Annotated in this window: 21 protein-coding genes; 11 read left to right on the top strand and 10 right to left on the bottom strand. The window is 70.0% G+C overall.

Features of this window, described 5'->3' with window-relative positions; genetic code table 11:
• Positions 1-46: 46 nt before the first annotated feature.
• Positions 47-1675: an L-glutamate gamma-semialdehyde dehydrogenase gene (gene pruA, locus YIM_RS05560; RefSeq protein WP_153029303.1), complete on the top strand. Its 1629-nt coding sequence runs from the start codon at positions 47-49 to the stop codon at positions 1673-1675.
• 58 nt (positions 1676-1733) lie between these two features.
• Here the strand turns inward: pruA and YIM_RS05565 are convergent, their stop codons facing one another.
• Both YIM_RS05565 and rsgA read right to left on the bottom strand, forming a co-directional pair.
• Positions 1734-2573: a hypothetical protein gene (locus YIM_RS05565; RefSeq protein WP_153029304.1), complete on the bottom strand. Its 840-nt coding sequence runs from the start codon at positions 2571-2573 to the stop codon at positions 1734-1736.
• A gap of 104 nt (positions 2574-2677) precedes the next feature.
• Positions 2678-3682: a ribosome small subunit-dependent GTPase A gene (gene rsgA / locus YIM_RS05570; protein ID WP_153029305.1), complete on the bottom strand. Its 1005-nt coding sequence runs from the start codon at positions 3680-3682 to the stop codon at positions 2678-2680.
• A 142-nt stretch (positions 3683-3824) separates the two neighbouring features.
• Between rsgA and YIM_RS05575 the strand changes: the two genes are divergently transcribed.
• Entirely contained in the window at positions 3825-4595 is a 771-nt protein-coding gene (locus tag YIM_RS05575) for an SOS response-associated peptidase (RefSeq protein WP_153029306.1), read from the top strand.
• Positions 4592-5203, top strand: coding sequence for an alpha/beta family hydrolase (locus YIM_RS05580; RefSeq protein WP_153029307.1), 612 nt, complete (start codon positions 4592-4594; stop codon positions 5201-5203). Before YIM_RS05575 ends, YIM_RS05580 begins: the two co-directional genes overlap by 4 nt.
• 29 nt (positions 5204-5232) lie before the next feature.
• On the opposite strand, the gene ybaK is transcribed toward YIM_RS05580, so the two are convergent.
• Positions 5233-5712: a Cys-tRNA(Pro) deacylase gene (gene ybaK / locus YIM_RS05585; RefSeq protein WP_153029308.1), complete on the bottom strand. Its 480-nt coding sequence runs from the start codon at positions 5710-5712 to the stop codon at positions 5233-5235.
• Positions 5713-5888: 176 nt separating this feature from the next.
• Between ybaK and YIM_RS05590 the strand changes: the two genes are divergently transcribed.
• Positions 5889-6515: a sigma-70 family RNA polymerase sigma factor gene (locus YIM_RS05590; protein ID WP_153029309.1), complete on the top strand. Its 627-nt coding sequence runs from the start codon at positions 5889-5891 to the stop codon at positions 6513-6515.
• Complete coding sequence (rsrA, locus tag YIM_RS05595) at positions 6512-6835, top strand: mycothiol system anti-sigma-R factor (RefSeq protein ID WP_153029310.1); 324 nt, start codon at positions 6512-6514, stop codon at positions 6833-6835. Before YIM_RS05590 ends, rsrA begins: the two co-directional genes overlap by 4 nt.
• A 58-nt stretch (positions 6836-6893) precedes the next feature.
• Here the strand turns inward: rsrA and YIM_RS49920 are convergent, their stop codons facing one another.
• The gene (locus YIM_RS49920) at positions 6894-6968 is read right to left on the bottom strand and encodes a 50S ribosomal protein bL37 (protein WP_098515123.1); all 75 of its coding nucleotides are present in this window, start codon (positions 6966-6968) and stop codon (positions 6894-6896) included.
• A gap of 139 nt (positions 6969-7107) precedes the next feature.
• On the opposite strand from YIM_RS49920, the gene YIM_RS05600 reads away from it, so the two are divergent.
• Together YIM_RS05600 and YIM_RS05605 are read left to right on the top strand one after the other, a co-directional pair.
• Positions 7108-7323: a biotin/lipoyl-binding carrier protein gene (locus tag YIM_RS05600; RefSeq protein WP_153029311.1), complete on the top strand. Its 216-nt coding sequence runs from the start codon at positions 7108-7110 to the stop codon at positions 7321-7323.
• A gap of 4 nt (positions 7324-7327) precedes the next feature.
• Complete coding sequence (locus YIM_RS05605) at positions 7328-8842, top strand: sensor histidine kinase (RefSeq protein ID WP_153029312.1); 1515 nt, start codon at positions 7328-7330, stop codon at positions 8840-8842.
• A gap of 151 nt (positions 8843-8993) precedes the next feature.
• On the opposite strand, the gene YIM_RS05610 is transcribed toward YIM_RS05605, so the two are convergent.
• Both YIM_RS05610 and YIM_RS05615 read right to left on the bottom strand, forming a co-directional pair.
• A complete protein-coding gene (locus tag YIM_RS05610; protein WP_113694291.1) occupies positions 8994-9248 on the bottom strand; it encodes a WhiB family transcriptional regulator in 255 nt (84 codons plus the stop codon).
• 292 nt (positions 9249-9540) lie between these two features.
• Positions 9541-10467 carry a diacylglycerol kinase family protein gene (locus YIM_RS05615; protein WP_153029313.1) on the bottom strand — a complete coding sequence of 309 codons (927 nt, stop codon included), beginning with the start codon at positions 10465-10467 and terminating at the stop codon, positions 9541-9543.
• Positions 10468-10780: 313 nt separating this feature from the next.
• Here YIM_RS05615 and YIM_RS05620 point away from each other — a divergent pair, with 313 nt between their 5' ends.
• Positions 10781-11248 carry a hypothetical protein gene (locus YIM_RS05620; protein ID WP_194240050.1) on the top strand — a complete coding sequence of 156 codons (468 nt, stop codon included), beginning with the start codon at positions 10781-10783 and terminating at the stop codon, positions 11246-11248.
• On the opposite strand, the gene YIM_RS05625 is transcribed toward YIM_RS05620, so the two are convergent.
• Complete coding sequence (locus YIM_RS05625) at positions 11245-11727, bottom strand: GNAT family N-acetyltransferase (protein ID WP_153029314.1); 483 nt, start codon at positions 11725-11727, stop codon at positions 11245-11247. The genes YIM_RS05620 and YIM_RS05625 overlap by 4 nt on opposite strands.
• Positions 11728-11749: 22 nt before the next feature.
• Positions 11750-12334, bottom strand: a complete 585-nt coding sequence (locus YIM_RS05630) for an acid phosphatase (protein WP_153029315.1) — start codon at positions 12332-12334, stop codon at positions 11750-11752.
• Positions 12335-12412: 78 nt separating this feature from the next.
• On the opposite strand from YIM_RS05630, the gene YIM_RS05635 reads away from it, so the two are divergent.
• The gene (locus YIM_RS05635) at positions 12413-12868 is read left to right on the top strand and encodes a hotdog fold domain-containing protein (RefSeq protein ID WP_153036813.1); all 456 of its coding nucleotides are present in this window, start codon (positions 12413-12415) and stop codon (positions 12866-12868) included.
• Here the strand turns inward: YIM_RS05635 and YIM_RS05640 are convergent.
• On the bottom strand, positions 12859-13473 hold the full coding sequence (locus YIM_RS05640) for a dTDP-4-dehydrorhamnose 3,5-epimerase family protein (protein ID WP_153029316.1): 615 nt from the start codon (positions 13471-13473) through the stop codon (positions 12859-12861). The genes YIM_RS05635 and YIM_RS05640 overlap by 10 nt on opposite strands.
• Positions 13474-13950: 477 nt before the next feature.
• On the opposite strand from YIM_RS05640, the gene YIM_RS05645 reads away from it, so the two are divergent.
• The gene (locus YIM_RS05645; protein ID WP_153029317.1) at positions 13951-15123 is read left to right on the top strand and encodes an NADP-dependent malic enzyme; all 1173 of its coding nucleotides are present in this window, start codon (positions 13951-13953) and stop codon (positions 15121-15123) included.
• Positions 15124-15179: 56 nt separating this feature from the next.
• On the opposite strand, the gene YIM_RS05650 is transcribed toward YIM_RS05645, so the two are convergent.
• Positions 15180-16556 (bottom strand): bis-aminopropyl spermidine synthase family protein, encoded by a 1377-nt coding sequence (locus YIM_RS05650; RefSeq protein ID WP_153029318.1) that lies wholly within the window; start codon positions 16554-16556, stop codon positions 15180-15182.
• A gap of 94 nt (positions 16557-16650) precedes the next feature.
• On the opposite strand from YIM_RS05650, the gene YIM_RS05655 reads away from it, so the two are divergent.
• Positions 16651-17742: an ABC transporter ATP-binding protein gene (locus YIM_RS05655; RefSeq protein ID WP_153029319.1), complete on the top strand. Its 1092-nt coding sequence runs from the start codon at positions 16651-16653 to the stop codon at positions 17740-17742.
• Positions 17743-17751 lie beyond the last annotated feature (9 nt).

Genomic DNA, 17751 nt, shown 5'->3' on the forward strand with positions numbered 1-17751 from the left:
CAAGGCGCCCGTCCGGCCCGAGAAACCACAGGAGGCGAAGCAAGACATGGACGCGGTGACATCCGTTCCCCATCCGGTCAACGAACCGGTGCACACCTACGCGCCCGGCAGCGGCGAGCGGGAGTCCTTGCAGCGCAGGATCGCCGAGCTGGAGGGTGAGAAGCACGAGCTACCGCAGACCATCGGCGGGCGGCGCCGGTTCGCCGGCGGTGAAGCCTTCGACGTGGTCCAGCCGCACGACCACGCGCACGTGCTCGGGGTTTCCGCGAACGCCACCAACGAGGACGTCGCCGATGCGGTGACCGCGGCCAAGGAGGCCGCGCCGGGCTGGCGCGAGCTGCCCTTCGACGAGCGGGCCGCGGTGTTCCTGCGCGCGGCCGACCTGATGGCCGGGCCCTACCGCGACACGCTCAACGCGGCGACCATGCTCGGGCAGTCGAAATCGGTGCAGCAGGCCGAAATCGACGCCGCCTGCGAGCTGATCGACTTCCTGCGCTTCAACGTGCACTTCGCCCGCCGGATCCTGGCCGAGCAGCCGATCTCGGTGCCCGGCGCGTGGAACCGGATGGAGTACCGCCCGCTGGACGGCTTTGTCACCGCGATCACCCCGTTCAACTTCACCGCCATCGCGGGAAACCTGCCCAGCAGCCCGGCGCTGATGGGCAACACCGTGGTGTGGAAGCCGACGCCGACCCAGCAGCTGGCCGCGCACTACACCATGGAGGTGTTCGAGAAGGCCGGGCTGCCGCCGGGTGTGATCAACCTGGTCACCGGGGACGGGCGCGCGGTCAGCGAGGTCGCGCTGGCCGACCCCGACTTCGCCGGGCTGCACTTCACCGGGTCCACCGCCACCTTCAAGCTGTTGTGGCGCAGGATCGCGGAGAACCTGGACACCTACCGCGCCTACCCGCGCATCGTCGGGGAGACCGGCGGCAAGGACTTCGTGGTCGCGCACTCTTCGGCCGATCCGGACAAGCTGGTCACCGCGCTGGTGCGGGCCGCTTTCGAGTACCAGGGCCAGAAGTGCTCCGCCGCTTCGCGCGCGTACCTGCCACGGTCCCTTTGGGACGGTGGACTGCGCGAGCGGCTGGCCGACGTGACGCGCACGGTGAAGTACGGCGACGTCACCGACCTGTCGCTGTTCGGCGGTGCGGTGATCGACGCGCGCGCCTTCGCCAAGCACCGGGATCTGCTGTCCAGTGTGGACGGTGACGCGGAGCTGGAGGTGCTGGTCGGCGGGAACTGCGACGACCAGATCGGCTACTTCGTCGAACCGACCGTGCTGGTTTCGGACAACCCGTCGCACGAGGTGTTCGCCACCGAGTACTTCGGCCCGATCCTGGCGGTGCACGTCTACCCGGACGCCGAGTACGCGCGGATCCTCGAACTCGCCGACCGGACCGCTCCCTACGCGCTGACCGGCGCGGTGTTCGCCGACGACCGTGCGGCCGTGCAGCAGGCGCACCAGGCGCTGCGGTTCACCGCGGGCAACTTCTACGTCAACGACCGGCCGACCGGCTCGATCGTCGGCCAGCAGCCGTTCGGCGGTTCGCGGGCGTCTGGCACCAACGACAAGGCGGGCTCGATGTTCAACCTCCAGCGGTGGACCAGCCCGCGCGCGATCAAGGAGACCTTCGACGCGCCGACGGACATCCGCTACCCGCACATGGGCTGAGCACGGAAACGCCCCCGGAGCCAGGCGGCTCCGGGGGCGTTCGGTGTTTCGGTACCGACTACTTCGGCATCGTCCCGACCTGGTCGGCGGGCGGGGCCTCGACCTCGACCGGGGCACCCCAGTCGCTGTACTTCATGGTCATCTTGCCGCCGACCTCGGTGCCACCGGGCAGCGACTGGCCGGCCTGCTCGGCGGCCTTCTTCATCATCTCGCCAAGGTCCATGGTGACCTGCACCGGCAGCTGCTCGGCGTTCAGCCACAGCTCCATCGGCACGACCACGCCGTCCGGGAGCTTCTTGAGGTCCGCTTCGCTGGCGCCACCGATGCCACCGGCCTTCTTCAGGTCCAGGTCGACGAAGTAGTGGCTGACCTCCTGGCCGTCCAGCGTGGCCGGCTCGGACTTGGTGATCTTGCCCGCCTTCTGGACCATCTCCAGGATCTTGCGCGGGTCGCTCTGCTCGGCCTGGTTCATCGCCTGGCCCAGTTCGGCGGAGTCGGCGCCGTCCAGCTTGACCCACGGCTTGCCGCTGGGCGCCTGGCCCTCGGGCAGCTTCATGTAGACCACGCCGTCGACCATGCGCATCTCGATGGACATGCCCATCATCTGCATGCTCATGGTCATCTTGCTGTTGGCACCCTCGAAGGAGCCCTGGCCGGAGCCAGAGATCTTCTGGCCCATCATGTCCATCTCGATGGTGAACTTCGCCGACTTGGCCTGGTCGGCCTTGCTGGATGCGGCGCGGACCAGTTCCTGGGCGTCGTTGAACAGCGAGGAGGCCGGCTTGTTGTCGGCCTGCGGCGCCGCGGTGTTGTTCGTGGTCGGCGTGCTCTCGCTGCCACAGGCAGTGAGCGCGAGCAGCAGCGCGAAGCCGCTGGCAGCGAGCGCTGTCTTGCGCATCCGGATACCTCACATCTTGTAATCGTCTGGGTGGTTTGTCCCCCAGTAGGGCTACAGCGTCCCAGACACGCGCGAGTGAGTGTGGTGGGTTGCCGGATTAAAGGTCACGATTCGAGACCGGCGCGGGAGACAAGCAGCCTTCTGAGTGAAGCGAGCCGTTCTGGCTTGGCGTCACCGTCCGTGACGACGTCGTCCAGTACGCAGTCCGGATCCTCCGGCGGGCCGAGGTGGCCGCAGCCAGACGGGCACTCCTCGGCGGCCTCGGTGAACTCCTCGAACGAGTCCACGATGTCGTCCGGGGTGACGTGCGCCAGGCCGAACGAGCGGATGCCGGGCGTGTCGATCACCCAGCCGTCGCCGGGCAGCGGCAGCGCGATGGCGGCCACCGAGGTGTGCCGCCCCTTGCCGACCGCGCTGACCACGCCGGTCGCCAGCGCGGCGTCCGGGACCAGCCGGTTGACCAGGGTGGACTTGCCCACCCCCGAATGCCCGACCAGCGCCGAGACCCGGCCATCGACCCGCTCGCGCAGCGCGTCCGGCTCCTCGTCGTGCCGGGTGACCACGGCGGGCACGGCCAGATCGGCGTACCCGGCGAGCAGTTCGGCCGGATCGGCCAGATCGGCCTTGGTCAGGCAGAGCAGCGGTTCGAGCCCGCCCGCGTAGCAGGCGACCAGGCAGCGGTCGATGAACCCGGTGCGCGGCGGCGGATCGGCCAGCGCGGTGACGATGACCAGCTGCTCGGCGTTCGCCACCACCACCCGTTCGAACGGATCGGTGTCGTCGGCGGTCCGGCGCAGCACGCTGGTGCGCTCGTCGACGCGGACGATCCTGGCGAGGGTGTCCTGGCGGCCGCTGACGTCGCCGACCAGGCCGACCGAGTCGCCGACCACCACCGGCGTGCGGCCGAGCTCGCGGGCGCGCATCGCGGTCACCGAGCGTTCGGGATCCCCCTCGATCGCGCAGGTCCAGCGGCCGCGGTCGACGCCGGTGACCATCGCGGTGGTGGCGTCGGCGTGCTCGGGGCGGCGCTTGCTCCGCGGGCGGGTGCCCTTGCCAGGGCGGACGCGGACGTCCGATTCATCCAGCTTGCGCCAATCCCGTCGGCTCAATCGCCCATCTCCTTCTCCCGGTGGCCGTGCGCTGAATGATCCCCCATCGGGCCGGGGCTGGTCACGCGGCGCACTCGCCAAGGCCGTCACGACCGTGGAACCATGGCTTCGGACACCGAACGCAGATCGGAGGTGGGCCGCGATGTGTGGTCGTTACGCCGCCACGAAGAACCCGGCCAAGCTGGTGCAGGAGTTCGAGGCGGTCGACGAGACGGCCGGTCACGCTCCGTCGCCGGACCACAACGTGGCGCCGACGAAGAAGGTGCTCGCGGTGGTGCAGCGCCACCCGCGTGACGCCGACGGCGAGGTGCTCGAGGACGAGCCGGCGGTGCGCACGCTGCGGGTGATGCGCTGGGGCCTGGTGCCGTTCTGGGCCAAGGACCCCTCGGTGGGCAGCCGGATGATCAACACCCGGTCCGAGACCGCGCACGAGAAGCCCGCGTTCCGCAAGGCGCTGGCGCGCAAGCGGTGCCTGCTCCCGGCCGACGGCTGGTTCGAGTGGCGCCGCACCGGCAAGGAGAAGGAGCCCTTCTTCATGACCCCGCGGGACGAGTCCACGCTGGTCATGGCCGGGATCTGGGAGAGCTGGCGCGACCGGGAGGACCCGGAGGCGCCGCCGCTGATCACCTGCTCGGTGCTGACCACCGACGCGGTCGGCCCGCTCGCCGACATCCACCACCGGATGCCGCTGCTGCTGGCCAAGGACAGCTGGTCGAACTGGCTGGACCCGGATCGCGAGGACGTCGGGGAGCTGCTGGCGCCGCCGGGAATGGATCTGGTCGACGGCCTGGAGCTGCGGCCGGTGTCCAGCCGGGTCAACAACGTCCGCAACAACGGTCCCGAGAACGTCGAGCGCGCCGAAGCGTCGGCCGAGCTGGACGAGGGCGCGTTGTTCGACGCGCCGTCGAAATGACCAGCGTCCAGATCGAGACGGACTACGGCCCGGCGCGGGTCGAACTGCACTGCGCCGAGCAGGGCCGGGCCGTGCTGCTGCTGGGGCACGGCGCCGGTGGCGGGTTCGGCGCGAAGGACCTGATCGTGGTGACCAGGGCGGCGCAGGCCGTCGGGGTGCACGTGGCGCTGGTCGAGCAGCCGTACCGGGTGGCCGGTCGCCGGGCCCCGGCGCCGGCCCGGCAGTTGGACAACGCGTGGCTGACCGTCGCCGAAGAACTCATCGAGGGGCAGTTCGACGGCCTGCCCGCGGTCTTCGGCGGTCGCTCGTCGGGCGCGCGGGTGGCCTGCCGCACGGCCGCGGCCGGGCAGGCGGTGGCCGTGCTGTGCCTGGCTTTTCCCACGCACCCGCCGGGAAAGCCGGAAAAGACGCGGCAGCCGGAACTGGACGGTGTCGAGGTGCCGACCCTGGTGGTCCAGGGGGAGCGGGACCCGTTCGGCGTGCCCGCCGCCGGTCCGCACCACGAACTCGTCGTACTGGCCGGTGACCACAGCCTCAGCGCCGATTTGGACGGGGTCGCGCGTGCCACCTCGGAATGGCTGGAACGCGTCCTGCGCCCACTGGACTGACGCGCTGCTTGCCTTGCCCCAATGCCGGGTCAAGGCGCCGCGATCGGGGCGACTGTCGCGTTTGTCAGGCGAATCAGGTCCGCGGGGGCGAGTTCCATTTCCAGGCCCCGTCGTCCCGCTGAGCAGTGCACCGTTTCGTACTGCGAAACCGAGGCGTCGATCACCACCGGCAGCCGGCTGCGCTGGCCCAGTGGGGAGATGCCCCCGAGCACGTAGCCGGTGGCGCGCTGGGCGGCCGCGGCCTCCGCCATGCGGGCCTTCTTGCCGCCGGCCGCCGCGGCGAGGGCTTTCAGGTCCAGCGAACCCGTGACCGGCACCACGCCCACGGTCAGCTTTCCGTCCACATCGGCCACCAGCGTCTTGAACACCCGCGCCGGGTCGAGGCCGAGGATTTCCGCGGCCTCCCCGCCATACGATTCGTGGCGAGGATCATGTTCGTACGCGTGCAACTTGTGGGTGATCTTCTGCTTCACCAGCAGCGCCGTCGCCGGGGTGCCCTTGCCAGCCATGGATCGCAGCCTATGCCGGGAATGCGCGGCCACCGCAACTTGTTGAACCGAGCGTGTTGACCAAGGTATCCCCCCGCGAAGAGCGGCTCACCGCGCCCAGCCGGGCCGGAGCGGCCCGCGTATCCTCAGGGCAGAAGTACGCACGTCTGCCCGACGTGGATTGGGAAGGGAACGGTTTGCCGAGCACCTCAGAGTCTGCCGCCACCGAGCAGGAGGACGTGCGGGCGCGCACCGAGCGCTTCGAGCGCGACGCGATGCCCCTGCTGGACCAGCTGTACTCGGCCGCGATGCGGATGACCCGGAACCCGGCCGACGCCGAGGACCTGGTGCAGGAGACCTATCTCAAGGCCTACTCCGCGTTCGCCTCCTTCAAGCAGGGCACCAATCTCAAGGCCTGGATGTACCGCATCCTGACCAACACCTACATCAACGGCTACCGCAAGCGGCAGCGCCAGCCGGTGCAGCAGCCCACCGAGGAGATCACCGACTGGCAGCTGGCCAAGGCGGAGAACCACTCCTCGGTCGGCCTGCGCTCGGCCGAGGTCGAGGCCATGGACAAGCTGCCGGACGCCGACGTCAAGGCCGCGCTGCAGCGGCTCCCGGAGGACTTCCGTCTCGCCGTCTACCTCGCCGACGTCGAGGGCTTCGCCTACAAGGAAATCGCTGAGATCATGGACACCCCGATCGGTACTGTGATGTCCCGCCTCCACCGCGGCCGCGCCCAGCTGCGCGAGCTGCTCGCCGATGTGGCTCGTGAACGCGGGTTCATCCGCGGGCCCAAGCAGGAGGTGGCGGGGCGATGAACCACTGCTCCGGTGACGACGGCCAGGCGAAGGTCAACTGCGACGAGGCGCTGGCCGAGATCTACCTGCTCCTCGACAAGGAGTGCAGCAAGGAGCACGAGGTCGAGCTGCGCAGGCATCTCGACGAGTGCCCGCCCTGCCTCGAGGAGTACGGGATCGACGAGCAGATCAAGCAGATCCTGGCGCGCAAGTGCGGTGGCGACCTCGCCCCGGCCGAGCTGAAGAGCAAGCTGCGCGCGTCGATCCGCAAGACCGTCGAGGAGCGCTCGGGCAAGGTCATCGAGCGCACCGAGATCGAGGTGGAACGCGTCACCGAGTAACCCGGCACGAAGAAGCCCCGGTCACCTTCGGGTGGCCGGGGCTTTTCCCACGCCGAGCTCAGGCGTTGGGCTTCTTGCCGTGGTTGGCGCCGTTCTTCTTACGGTCGCGGCGCTTGCGAGCTCGCTTCGACATGGATCACTCCTCGGTGGATCTCTACCCGGGCAACCCCCCTAGTGTGGCATGTGCCCTAGAACAGGGGTGTTCGGCCTGTGCCGCGGCCCCGCTCCTCTGGTTGGATTGAGTTCCACTCGAGCGCAGGAGGGCATCGCCGATGGCCGAGGAGATCCGGGCCGAGATCGTCGCCAACGTTCTGAAGGTGGTCGCCAAGGTCGGGGACGACCTCGGCACCGGGGACACCGTGGTGCTCCTGGAATCGATGAAGATGGAGATCCCGGTGCTCACCGAGGGTGCGGGCAAGCTTTCGCGGCTCGCCGTCGGCGAAGGGGACGTGGTGCAGGAGGGCGACCTGCTGGCCGTGCTGGAATAGGTGCGTGAGCACTCTCTCCGATCTGCTGGCCGAGAACACCGGGCTGTCCGGCGAAGCGGCCGACCACCTGCAGTCGGTGGTGGCCGAATGGCAACTGCTGGCCGACCTGTCGTTCAGCGACTTCCTGCTCTGGGTGCCGGTGGCCGAGAGCGTCCAGCCCGACGGCGGCGACTTCGTCTGCGTCGCGCAGGCCCGGCCGACCACCGCACCGACCGCTCATCCCGAGGACGTGGTCGGCAGCCGGTTCACCGTCGACGAGCACCCGCAGCTCGAACGCGCGATGCGCGAGGTGAAGATCAGCCGCGAGGAGGACCCGCACTGGTACCGCGACCTGCCGATGCGGCGGGAAGCGATCCCGGTGACCTTCGGCAAGCAGGTGATCGCGGTGCTCAGCCGCGAGACGAACCTGGCCTCGCCCCGGGTGCCGAGCCCGTTGGAGATCGCCTATCTCGGCAGCGCGGCCGACCTGTGCCAGATGATCGCCGACGGCAGCTTCCCGGCCGACGGCACGCTCACCGACGTGCACACCAGCCCGCGCGTCGGCGACGGGCTGATCCGGCTCGACCAGTCGGGCACCGTGGTCTTCGCCAGTCCGAACGGGCTGTCCGCCTATCACCGGATGGGCTACGAGTCCGATCTGGTCGGCGTGCGGCTCGCGCCGCTGACCCGCTCGCTGATCCGCGACCCGTTCGACGCCACCGAGGTCTCCCACCGGATCATCGACGCGCTCGACGGCAAGCCGGGGTCGCGCACCGAGGCCGACTCCCGCCGCGGCGCGGTCGTGCTGTTCCGCGCGCTGCCGTTGCGCCCCGCCGGGCAGCCGGCCGGTGCGCTGGTGCTCGTCCGCGACGTGACCGAGGTGAAGCGGCGTGATCGCGCGCTGCTGTCGAAGGACGCGACGATCCGCGAGATCCACCACCGCGTGAAGAACAACCTGCAGACCGTGGCCGCGCTGCTGCGGTTGCAGTCGCGGCGCACGGCCAGCGACGAGGCCAGGCTGGCGCTCGGCGAGTCGGTGCGGCGGGTGTCGTCGATCGCGATGGTGCACGAGGCGCTGTCCATGTCCGTCGACGAGCGGGTCGACCTGGACCAGCTGCTGGACAACGTGCTGCCGATGGTCGGTGAGGTGGCCACCGCCGAGGCGCAGGTGACGCTGTCGCGGACCGGCACGTTCGGCGTGGTGGTCGCCGAGATCGCCACCCCGCTGGTGATGGTGGTCGCCGAGCTGGTGCAGAACGCGGTCGGGCACGCCTTCCCCGGCGGACGGCCGGGCAAGGTGCAGATCTCCGCCGAGCGGTCGGCGCGCTGGCTGGACATCGTGATCAGCGACGACGGCCAGGGCCTGCCGCAGGGCTTCTCACTGGAGCGCGCGGACGGCCTCGGTTTGCAGATCGTGCGAACGCTCATCGAATCCGAGCTGCGCGGCTCGCTTTCGCTGCGCCCCGGCCGCGCGGCCGAGGGTGGCGGCCGTCGCGGCACGGAAGCCGCGCTGCGCATCCCGTTGTCGCGCCGCCTCTGAGCGGGCGAGGGACCCCGGAAACACTTGAGGGCGGGCACCTGAGACGGTGCCCGCCCTCAAACGTGTTGGCGGAGGGACTCGATGGTCCCTGGCGGCCGTGGCGCCGGCGGATGTGGCGGGCGTCGGCCGCGGGTGGTGCTGGAGAGATAAATCAGGCGTTGGTGCGCGTGCCGATGTGCGCACGGCGACGCTTGAGCGCGCGTCGCTCGTCTTCGCTCATCCCGCCCCACACGCCGGCATCCTGCCCGCTGGCCAAAGCCCAGGCCAGGCAATCGGAAGCGACGGTGCAACGGTGGCACACGGCCTTCGCCGCGGCTACCTGGGAGATGGCAGGACCGCTGGTCCCCACGGGGAAGAACAGCTCGGGGTCCTCGTCTCGGCAGGCCGCGTCGTGGCGCCAGTCCATTTTACTGAGCTCCTTCATGATGGCGCGGCAGTCCGCGCCACAGTCGTCATGGCGGTCGTTTTTTGGGGTGCTTGTGAATGCTTTCACGAAGACCCGTTTTCGACAAGAGTTTTCTGCGGATCGGTGAGTCACCTCACCCGGCCGGGCGACTAGCCTGACCTGCGGTTTCAGTCCGAAACTGGCCGCTGGACGGAAGGGGAGATGCGGTGAACGGAGGTTTCCGATCGACGAACGGCACCAACCACTTTGCCGCGCACGATCACCAGCTCCGTGACACCGGCCGCGGTGACCGTCACACCATCACCGTCAGCACATCCGGCACGCTGAGAAACTCCACACTGCTTCGCTGACCCATCAGGTCACCGTCCACCTGGAAGTTTACCGGCTCGTCGGCGTCTATGCGCACTATCGCCAGGTCATCGTGACGCAGCAAACGCTTGCCCCGGTGCCTGCTCCGCGTGCGCAGCGCCTGTCTGGCCTGGTTGAGCACGGTCGGCATGGCCATGCTCCGAAGGGCGAACAATCCCAGTCCGCTGTCGAAGGAGCACTCGGTGTTCAGGTGCACCGGGCGGTCCCCGAGATAGGTCCACGGATCGGTGTTGGAGACGAACGCGGTGCGCACCGCGGTGGGTTCCGCGCCCGGCACCCGCACGGTCAGCGGCGGGCGGCCGTGCGGCGGGCGGAAGTAGCAGGCGAGCGCCATCCGGGTGTAGAGCGCCGGGCTGGCGCGCTTGCCGCGGCGCTTCTCCACCCCGGCCACCACGTCGGCGTCCCAGCCGAGCCCGGCGTTGAAGGTGAACCAGCGGCCGTCGGCGAGGCCGAGCCCCACCCGGCGGGTGCGCTCGTGCTCGATCGCCTGCAGCAGTTGGTAGGTCGCCTCGACCGGATCCCTCGGCAGGCCGAGCGCGCGGGCGAACACGTTCGCCGAGCCGCCGGGCACCACGCCAAGCGCCGGCACCCGGTGCGCCCCGCCGGGCACGCCGTGGTTGTCCGCCAGCAAGCCGTTGACGACCTCGTTGACCGTGCCGTCGCCGCCGTGGGCGACCACCAGCTCGATACCGTCGCGGGCGGCCGAGCGGGCCACCGCGAGCGCGTGACCGCGGTAGTCGGTCTCGACCACGTCGAGCTTCACCTCGCTGGCCAGCGCGTGCGCGAGCACGTCCCGGCCACCGGGGGTGGTCGCGGTGGCCTGCGGGTTGACGATCAGTACTGCGCGCACTACCGCAGGGTAGGTCAGAAACGCACGGGTTCCGACCGTCAGCGGGAAGCTGCGAGCCTCGTCACTGTGCCGGCTGGCCTCCTTCTCGATCGGCGTGGACCAACGCTCGTCGTGACAAGTGCACCCCGGGACCGCCCGGCTCATCAGACGACACCCAGATCTTGACCTGTGCGGCGCCCGGGCGAAAACGGCCGACCGGGTGGCATAACATCGAATGTGTTCACGCACGGTCACCCGTCTCGATTGGACACTGTTCGGCAGGGTCCGCACCGGCGCCGTGCCCCGTTCCGGCAGTACGGAAGGTGCAGTTCACGTGCCGTTCGCCGACAAGATCCAGCCGGCGCCGCGTGAGGTACGCCTCGCCGGTGCGCTCACCGCGATCCCCGGTCTGGCCTCGGTGGTGATCGCGGTGATCCTGCTGGTGAGCGCCTTCGGGGCGGAGGGGGCCAGGGCGAGCAACATCTACGCCGAGGCCGGGTACTACGCCGTGCTCGGCGCCGGGACCATGGCCTGCGGCATCGGCCTGCTGCTGGGGCACACGTGGGCGCGCTCGCCGTCGGTGGTGGTCGCGCTGATGGTGGTCGGCATCGGCTGGTACACCGCCGGCCCGTCGGGACGGCCCGGCTACGGGGTGCCGCTGATCATCGGTGGCCTGCTCGTGGTGGTGCTGCTGTTCCGCCGCCCGTCCCGCGCGTGGGTGCTGGGCATGGCCGAGGGCGAAGACGAGGCGGAGGCGTCCGAGCGCGATGCCGAACGCCGCCGCCGCGGTCGGGACAGCTAGAGGCTCTCGGCCAGCTTGCGCAGTGGCTCGTCGGCGAGGCGGTGCACGGTCCACTCGTCCATCGGCTCGGCGCCCAGCGCGCGGTAGAACTCCACCGCCGGGTTCCAGTCGAGCACGGACCACTCCAGGCGCCCGTAGCCCTGCCGCACGCACTCCTCGGCGAGCGTGGCGAGCAGCGCCTTGCCCAGTCCGGTGCCGCGGTGCTCCGGCCGCACGTAGAGGTCTTCCAGGTAGATGCCGTGCACCCCGCGCCAGGTGGAGAAGTTCAGGAACCACAGGGTGAAGCCGGCGATCTCCCCACCGGACTCGGCGACGTGGCCGAACACCGCGGGCCGCTCGCCGAACAGGGCGGTGTGCAGCTGCGCGGCTTCCAGGTGGCACTCCTCCGGCGCCTTCTCGAACTCGGCGAGGTCGTGGACCAGGCCGACCACAGCGTCCACATCGGACTCTCGGACGCGGCGGATGGTGAACTGCGACAAAGGTTTTCCTTTCGGGGTGTGCTCAGTGGGGCGGGATGTTCAGGTGACGCAACTGCGGCACGCCGCGTTCGTCACCGAGTTCGGTGAGCCCGGCGGGTTCGAGGGCGAACCGCACGCCTTCGGTGGCCGCGAGTTCGAGCCAGCGCGCCACCAGCACGCGGCTGAAGTGCCCGTGCCCCACCAGCACCACCGGGCGTTCGGCCAGCAGCGTTCGGACCCTGGCCAGCAAGCGATCGGCGCGCGCGGTGACCGCTCCGGCGGTTTCGCCGTTCGGCATCGGGTGCGACCAGACGGTCCAGCCGGGCACCGTCTCGCGGATCTCCGCGGTGGTGATGCCCTCGTAGTCGCCGTAGTCCCATTCGGCTAGGTCCTCGGTGACCTCCGACACGGTGAGCCCGGCGAGTTCGGCGGTGTTCAGCGCGCGCCGTCGCGGGCTCGACAGCACCTCGGCCGGTTCGCCCGGCAGCCGCTCCGCCAGCGTCCGGCCCGCGGATCTGGCCTGCTCACGGCCGGTTTCGGTGAGCGGGAGATCGGTCCGGCCGGTGTGCTTGCCCTGCGCCGACCATTCGGTCTGGCCGTGCCGCAGTAGGAAGAAGGGGTGTGCCACAGGTTGGAATATAGCCGCCGATGTGCTTCGCTACTCGCGAGTAACAACGGAGGTGAACCGATCGTGCGGACCTATCCGATGTGGCGGTCGCTGGCCGCCAGGCCGGGCGGCAAGCTGCTCTTCTCGGCCGCGATGTGCCTGCGTGTGCCGTACTTCCGCACGGTACTGCCGCACGTCCGCGACCTACGGCCCGGCCGGTGCGAGGTGTCCGCCCCGAACTGGTGGGGAGTCCACAATCACCTCAAGACCTTCCACGCGATCGCGGCGTGCAACCTCGCCGAGATCGCGATGGGCATGCTCGCCGAGGCGACCGTGCCGCCGACGCACCGCTGGCTGCCCAAGGGCATGTCGGTGGAGTACGTGGCGAAGGCGGAGACCGGGCTGACCGCGGTCGCGGAACTGGCGGAGATCCCGGAGTTCGGCGACGAGGGCGCCGAGGTCGGCGTACCGGTGGTGATCCGCGACAAGGCGGGCAAACCGGTGGTCACCGCCACGATCACCATCTGGGTCACGAGGAAACCGGGTCACCGATAAGTGACGGCTCCACGCAGTTCCTCGTAGCGCGCCATGCACGCTTCGTAGGTGGGCAGCCTGCCTTCGGCGGCCATCTGCGCCAGCGTCGGCGCGTCACGGTCCTTTTCGGACAGAATGGGCTCCAGGTCGGTTGGCCACGGCAGCCCCAGTTCCGGGTCCATCGGGTTCACCCCGTGCTCGGCGGTGGGATTGAAGCCGGTGGAGCACAGGTACGTCATCGCGGTGTCGTCCTCGAGCGCGGCGAAGGCGTGGCCGATGCCCTCCGGCAAGTAGACCGCGCGCTGGTCTTCGGCGTCCATCCGCACCGCGTCCCACGCGCCGAAGGTGGGGGAGCCGACGCGGAGGTCGACCGCCACGTCGAGCAGGGCGCCGCGCGAGCAGTGGATGTACTTCGCCTGCCCCGGCGGGGTGTCGGCGAAGTGGATGCCGCGGATGGTGCCGCGCCGCGAGGTGCTGAAGTTCGTCTGCGCGAGGTGCAGCGGGTGGCCGACCGCTTCGAGGAATACCTCTTCCTGGAACGGCGCGGCGAACAGACCGCGGTGATCGGGGAATTGAGGCGGGGTGAACTCGAAGCAATCCCGCACGGCCAACTGGCGCACCTGCATGGCCACAGCTTAGTGGTCACCATCGGAAGTTCTTCGGGGACTCGACGGCCAGCGGAAACCTGGATCCGCCGATACCCGCGAAGGACTTCCGACGGCAACCACCGAGGGCAGGGCTTCCCAATCCGGACGGACGTCTTGCTAAAACCCCTTCCGCCAAGGGAAAACCCCTGAATATGTGACATCAACCGCACCAGGGGGCCACAACCACCAACCGGCCTGCCACACTGTCCGGACCGCCGCGTCCGCGGTTCCCCCGCCGGGGAGCCGGACCAGATGCAGCCTCACCACGGGCATCGACGGACGCCTCGCCCGGTCGTAGGCGCTACCGCGCTGGACAGCCGCGCTCGAGGAGCCCAAGCAACCCAGGGACGGCGTCCGCCGTTTCCCTGTTCGAAGTCCCGGGAGAAAAGTCCAGTGACCTACGCACCAGTCGAAGGTTCGGTTTCCGGTGAAGACGGAACCATGACGGGAAAAGCCATGAACGAAGACAGCACGCCGGTGACCGACGAGGAGATCTTTATCGGTCATGAAGGCGGAAAGCTCTCCGTCGCCGCCCGGCGTCCGATCTCGGTCGCGCGTGACCTGTCGATCGCCTACACGCCCGGCGTGGCCAAGGTCAGCCGCGCCATCGCCGAGGACACCGCGCTCGCGCGGCGCTACACCTGGGCCGAGCGGCTGGTCGTGGTGGTCAGCGACGGCACCGCCGTGCTGGGCCTCGGCGACATCGGCCCGAGCGCCTCGCTGCCGGTGATGGAGGGCAAGTCGGTCCTGTTCAAGACCTTCGCCGACCTCGACTCGATCCCGCTGGTGCTCAACACCACCGACGTGGACGAGATCGTCGAGACGCTGGTCCGGCTGCGCCCGTCCTACGGTGCGGTGAACCTGGAGGACATCGCGGCGCCGCGCTGCTTCGAGCTGGAGGACAAGCTCAAGGCCGCGCTCGACTGCCCGGTCATGCACGACGACCAGCACGGCACCGCGATCGTGGCGCTGGCCGCGCTGCGCGGGGCGAACCTGGTGCTCGACAAGAACCTCGCCGACCAGCGGGTGGTGATCTCCGGGGCCGGCGCGGCCGGTGTGGCCTGCGCGCGGATCCTGCAGGCCGCCGGCATCGGCGAGGTGACCGTGCTGGACTCGAAGGGCATCATCCACGAGGGTCGCGACGGGCTGAACTCGGTGAAGCAGGGGCTGGCTTCGTCGACCAACGCCAGCGGGCTCACCGGCGGGCTGCCCGAGGCCATCCGCGGCGCCGACGTGTTCCTGGGGCTGTCGGGTTCCACCATCGAGGAGGAGCTGCTGGCCACCATGGCCGGTGACTCGATCGTGTTCGCACTGTCCAATCCGGACCCGGAGATCCACCCGGACGTGGCCGCCAAGTACGCCTCGATCGTGGCCACCGGGCGCAGCGACTTCCCGAACCAGATCAACAACGTGCTGGCCTTCCCCGGCGTGTTCCGCGGGGCGCTGGACTCGGGTGCGCGGGCGATCACCGAGCGGATGAAGATCGCCGCCGCGGACGCCATCGTCGCGGTCGCCTCGGACGACCTCGGCCCGGACCGCATCGTGCCGAGCCCGCTCGACCCGCGGGTCGCCCTCGAAGTGGCCGCCGCGGTCGCGAAGGCCGCCGGCGAGGACGGCGTCGACTCCTGAGTTGCCCTTTACGCCCAACGGGGCGCCGCTCGGGGTGAGCGGCGCCCCGTTTGGTGTCAGAGGGTGGGGAGCAGGTCGGCGAGGGTGTGGCGGGGGAGATCGATCAGGCGGTAGGGGTGCAGCGCCGGATCCACCCCGGGCACGTTCGCGAGCCGGGCGTGGGCCCGGGTCAGGGGGACGGCGGGGGAGTCGACCAGGTCGGCGACCACCACCGCGTGCTTGTTGTCCGGCAGGCTCCGCAGCAGTTTCAGCTGGTACTTCCGGCTCACCAGCGCGTGCAGGTCGGCCTGCGCGGCGGCGTTGACCAGGTCCGGGTGCGAGTTCGGCACCAGGATCGCCAGCCGTGACGCGTTGGCCGCCAGCAGGACGCGCAGCAGCCACGGGCCCGGGTCCCCGCGCAGGTCGAAGGCCAGCGCCTCGCCGTTGATCGGCTTCGACCAGTCCGCGCGCGCCGTTTCCACCACCGGCCGGCCGGCGATCTCGCGCACGCGGTCCATCAGCGCCGTGCCACCGGCGGAGGACTCCACCGACTGCGGGCCGTGCGTGTAGATGCCCTGCTTGACCTTCTGCTTGCGCGCGCGAGCGGTCGGCTGGCAGACGTACAGGTCCGCGCTCGCGCCGATCGCCTGCGCGCCGTGGTAGGAGTGGAAGTCCGGCAGGATCGCCTCGAAGGTCAGCCCCAGTCGCAGCAGCTCCTGCTGCACCTGCGCGCCGAGCGCGGGATGTCGCGGGCTGTACCCGTAGGCCAGCAGCAGTCTGCCCAGCGGCGGATCCGCCAGCGCCTCCACCCCGCGCGCGGCGAACAGGCCCATGCCCTCCGGCGTGTACGGCGGATCGCTGAACACCAGGTCCGCGCTGCCGAGGGCGGCGTGTGGCAGGCCGACCCGCAGATCGGCGTGCAGCGTGCGGATCGCGCCTCCGGAGTGCTCGTCCACATAGGCCAGCACGCGCTCGTCGAGATCGACCACGGTCAGCTCGGCTTCGGGCCGCAGCGCGTGCACGGCCAGCGAGGTGAGGTCGTGGTCACCGAGGAACAGCAGCCTGCCCAGCTCGTACTGTGCGCCGAGCCACACCGCGCGCCGCACCACGGTTTCCGCGGTGGCCTGGACGTGGTCCAGCGCGGGCAGCGGCGGGGGCACGCGCTCGATCAGCCGCGACATCTCCGCCAGCAGCTCGGGCGCGTTTTTCTCGGTACGCGGCCGGAAATCGGCATACGCCGCCGCGGCGGACGGTCGCAGCCGTAGTGCATCCCCGTCGCGTTCGAGGTCGTCTCCGAGCGATTCCAGCAGTTCTTCCACACTCCGGCGGGGCGCCGCGGCCCGCCGGACCAGCTCGTCGAACCGGATCCAGCCGTCTCCGAGAAGGGCGATCGCCGTGCGCAGCGGCCGCTGCCGCACGCCGTGGGACGACAGGACCTCGTTCAGTGAACTCACGACGCACAACATATGGAATGCCGTGCCGCCGGCTTTGATCTGGGCTAGGGTTTTTCGACCTGTGGACCCTCCAGGGTCGGGATGGGAGTGCCACGTGGCAATCGAGTTCCAGGGCGTGACGAAGAAGTACCCGGACGGGACCGTCGCGGTCGACAACCTCAGTCTCACGGTGGAGGACGGCACCATCACCGTGTTCGTCGGGCCGTCCGGCTGCGGCAAGACCACTTCGCTGCGGATGATCAACCGCATGGTGGAGCCGACTTCGGGCACCGTGCTGCTGGACGGCAAGGACGTCTGCGACTCGCCGCCGGCGCAACTGCGCCGCGGCATCGGGTACGTCATCCAGCACGCCGGCCTCTTTCCACATCGGACAGTGCTGGACAACGTGGCCACCGTGCCGCTGCTGTCCGGCTGGGGCAAGGCGAAGGCGCGCGACCGCGCGGCCGAGCTGCTGGAGACCGTCGGCCTGCCGTCGGAGCTGGGCAAGCGGTACCCGGCGCAGCTTTCCGGTGGTCAGCAGCAACGCGTCGGCGTGGCGCGGGCGCTCGCCGCCGACTCGCCGGTGCTGCTGATGGACGAGCCGTTCTCCGCGGTGGACCCGATCGTGCGCGAGGGCCTGCAGGACGAGCTGCTCCGCCTCCAGCAGCAGCTCGGCAAGACCATCGTTTTTGTCACGCACGACATCGACGAAGCCGTCCGCCTCGGCGACAAGGTCGCGGTGATGCGGGTGGGCGGCAAGCTCGCCCAGTACGGCACGCCGTCGGACGTGCTGCGACACCCGGTCGACGACTTCGTGGCCTCCTTCGTCGGCAAGGACCGCGGTTACCGCGGCCTGTCCTTCCTGACTTCGGAAGACGTGCGGATCGATCCGATCGAGACGGTCGACGTCGGCAGCGTGCCCGGCGAGGGCGCCACCTGGCGGATCGCGGTGAACGAGCAGGGCGAACCCCGCGGCTGGCTGCCACCGAATTCCACTGTGGACGGTGAGCTGGCGGAGAGCGACCTGGTCGCGGGCGGTTCCCTGTACCAGAAGGGCACTCCGGTGCGCGGCGCGCTCGACGCTGCCCTGTCCTCCCCGGCCAGCCTCGGCGTGGTGGTCGACGACGACGGCCGGGTGATCGGCGCGGTGACCGCTCGCCAGGTGCTGGACGTGATCGAGCAGCACCCGCAGGGAGCGGCCGGATAGGGGGCGGGG

The organism is Amycolatopsis sp. YIM 10 (assembly GCF_009429145.1).
In the GTDB taxonomy this organism is placed as follows: Bacteria; Actinomycetota; Actinomycetes; order Mycobacteriales; family Pseudonocardiaceae; genus Amycolatopsis.

What these genes read in the sequence shown, in the direction of transcription:
- pruA (WP_153029303.1), top strand. Translation starts at nt 47, where the DNA reads ATGGACGCGGTGACATCCGTTCCCCATCCGGTCAACGAACCGGTGCAC.
- YIM_RS05565 (WP_153029304.1), bottom strand. Translation starts at nt 2,573, where the DNA reads ATGCGCAAGACAGCGCTCGCTGCCAGCGGCTTCGCGCTGCTGCTCGCG.
- YIM_RS05575 (WP_153029306.1), top strand. Translation starts at nt 3,825, where the DNA reads ATGTGTGGTCGTTACGCCGCCACGAAGAACCCGGCCAAGCTGGTGCAG.
- YIM_RS05580 (WP_153029307.1), top strand. Translation starts at nt 4,592, where the DNA reads ATGACCAGCGTCCAGATCGAGACGGACTACGGCCCGGCGCGGGTCGAA.
- ybaK (WP_153029308.1), bottom strand. Translation starts at nt 5,712, where the DNA reads ATGGCTGGCAAGGGCACCCCGGCGACGGCGCTGCTGGTGAAGCAGAAG.
- rsrA (WP_153029310.1), top strand. Translation starts at nt 6,512, where the DNA reads ATGAACCACTGCTCCGGTGACGACGGCCAGGCGAAGGTCAACTGCGAC.
- YIM_RS05600 (WP_153029311.1), top strand. Translation starts at nt 7,108, where the DNA reads ATGGCCGAGGAGATCCGGGCCGAGATCGTCGCCAACGTTCTGAAGGTG.
- YIM_RS05610 (WP_113694291.1), bottom strand. Translation starts at nt 9,248, where the DNA reads ATGGACTGGCGCCACGACGCGGCCTGCCGAGACGAGGACCCCGAGCTG.
- YIM_RS05635 (WP_153036813.1), top strand. Translation starts at nt 12,413, where the DNA reads ATGTGGCGGTCGCTGGCCGCCAGGCCGGGCGGCAAGCTGCTCTTCTCG.
- YIM_RS05640 (WP_153029316.1), bottom strand. Translation starts at nt 13,473, where the DNA reads ATGCAGGTGCGCCAGTTGGCCGTGCGGGATTGCTTCGAGTTCACCCCG.
- YIM_RS05645 (WP_153029317.1), top strand. Translation starts at nt 13,951, where the DNA reads ATGAACGAAGACAGCACGCCGGTGACCGACGAGGAGATCTTTATCGGT.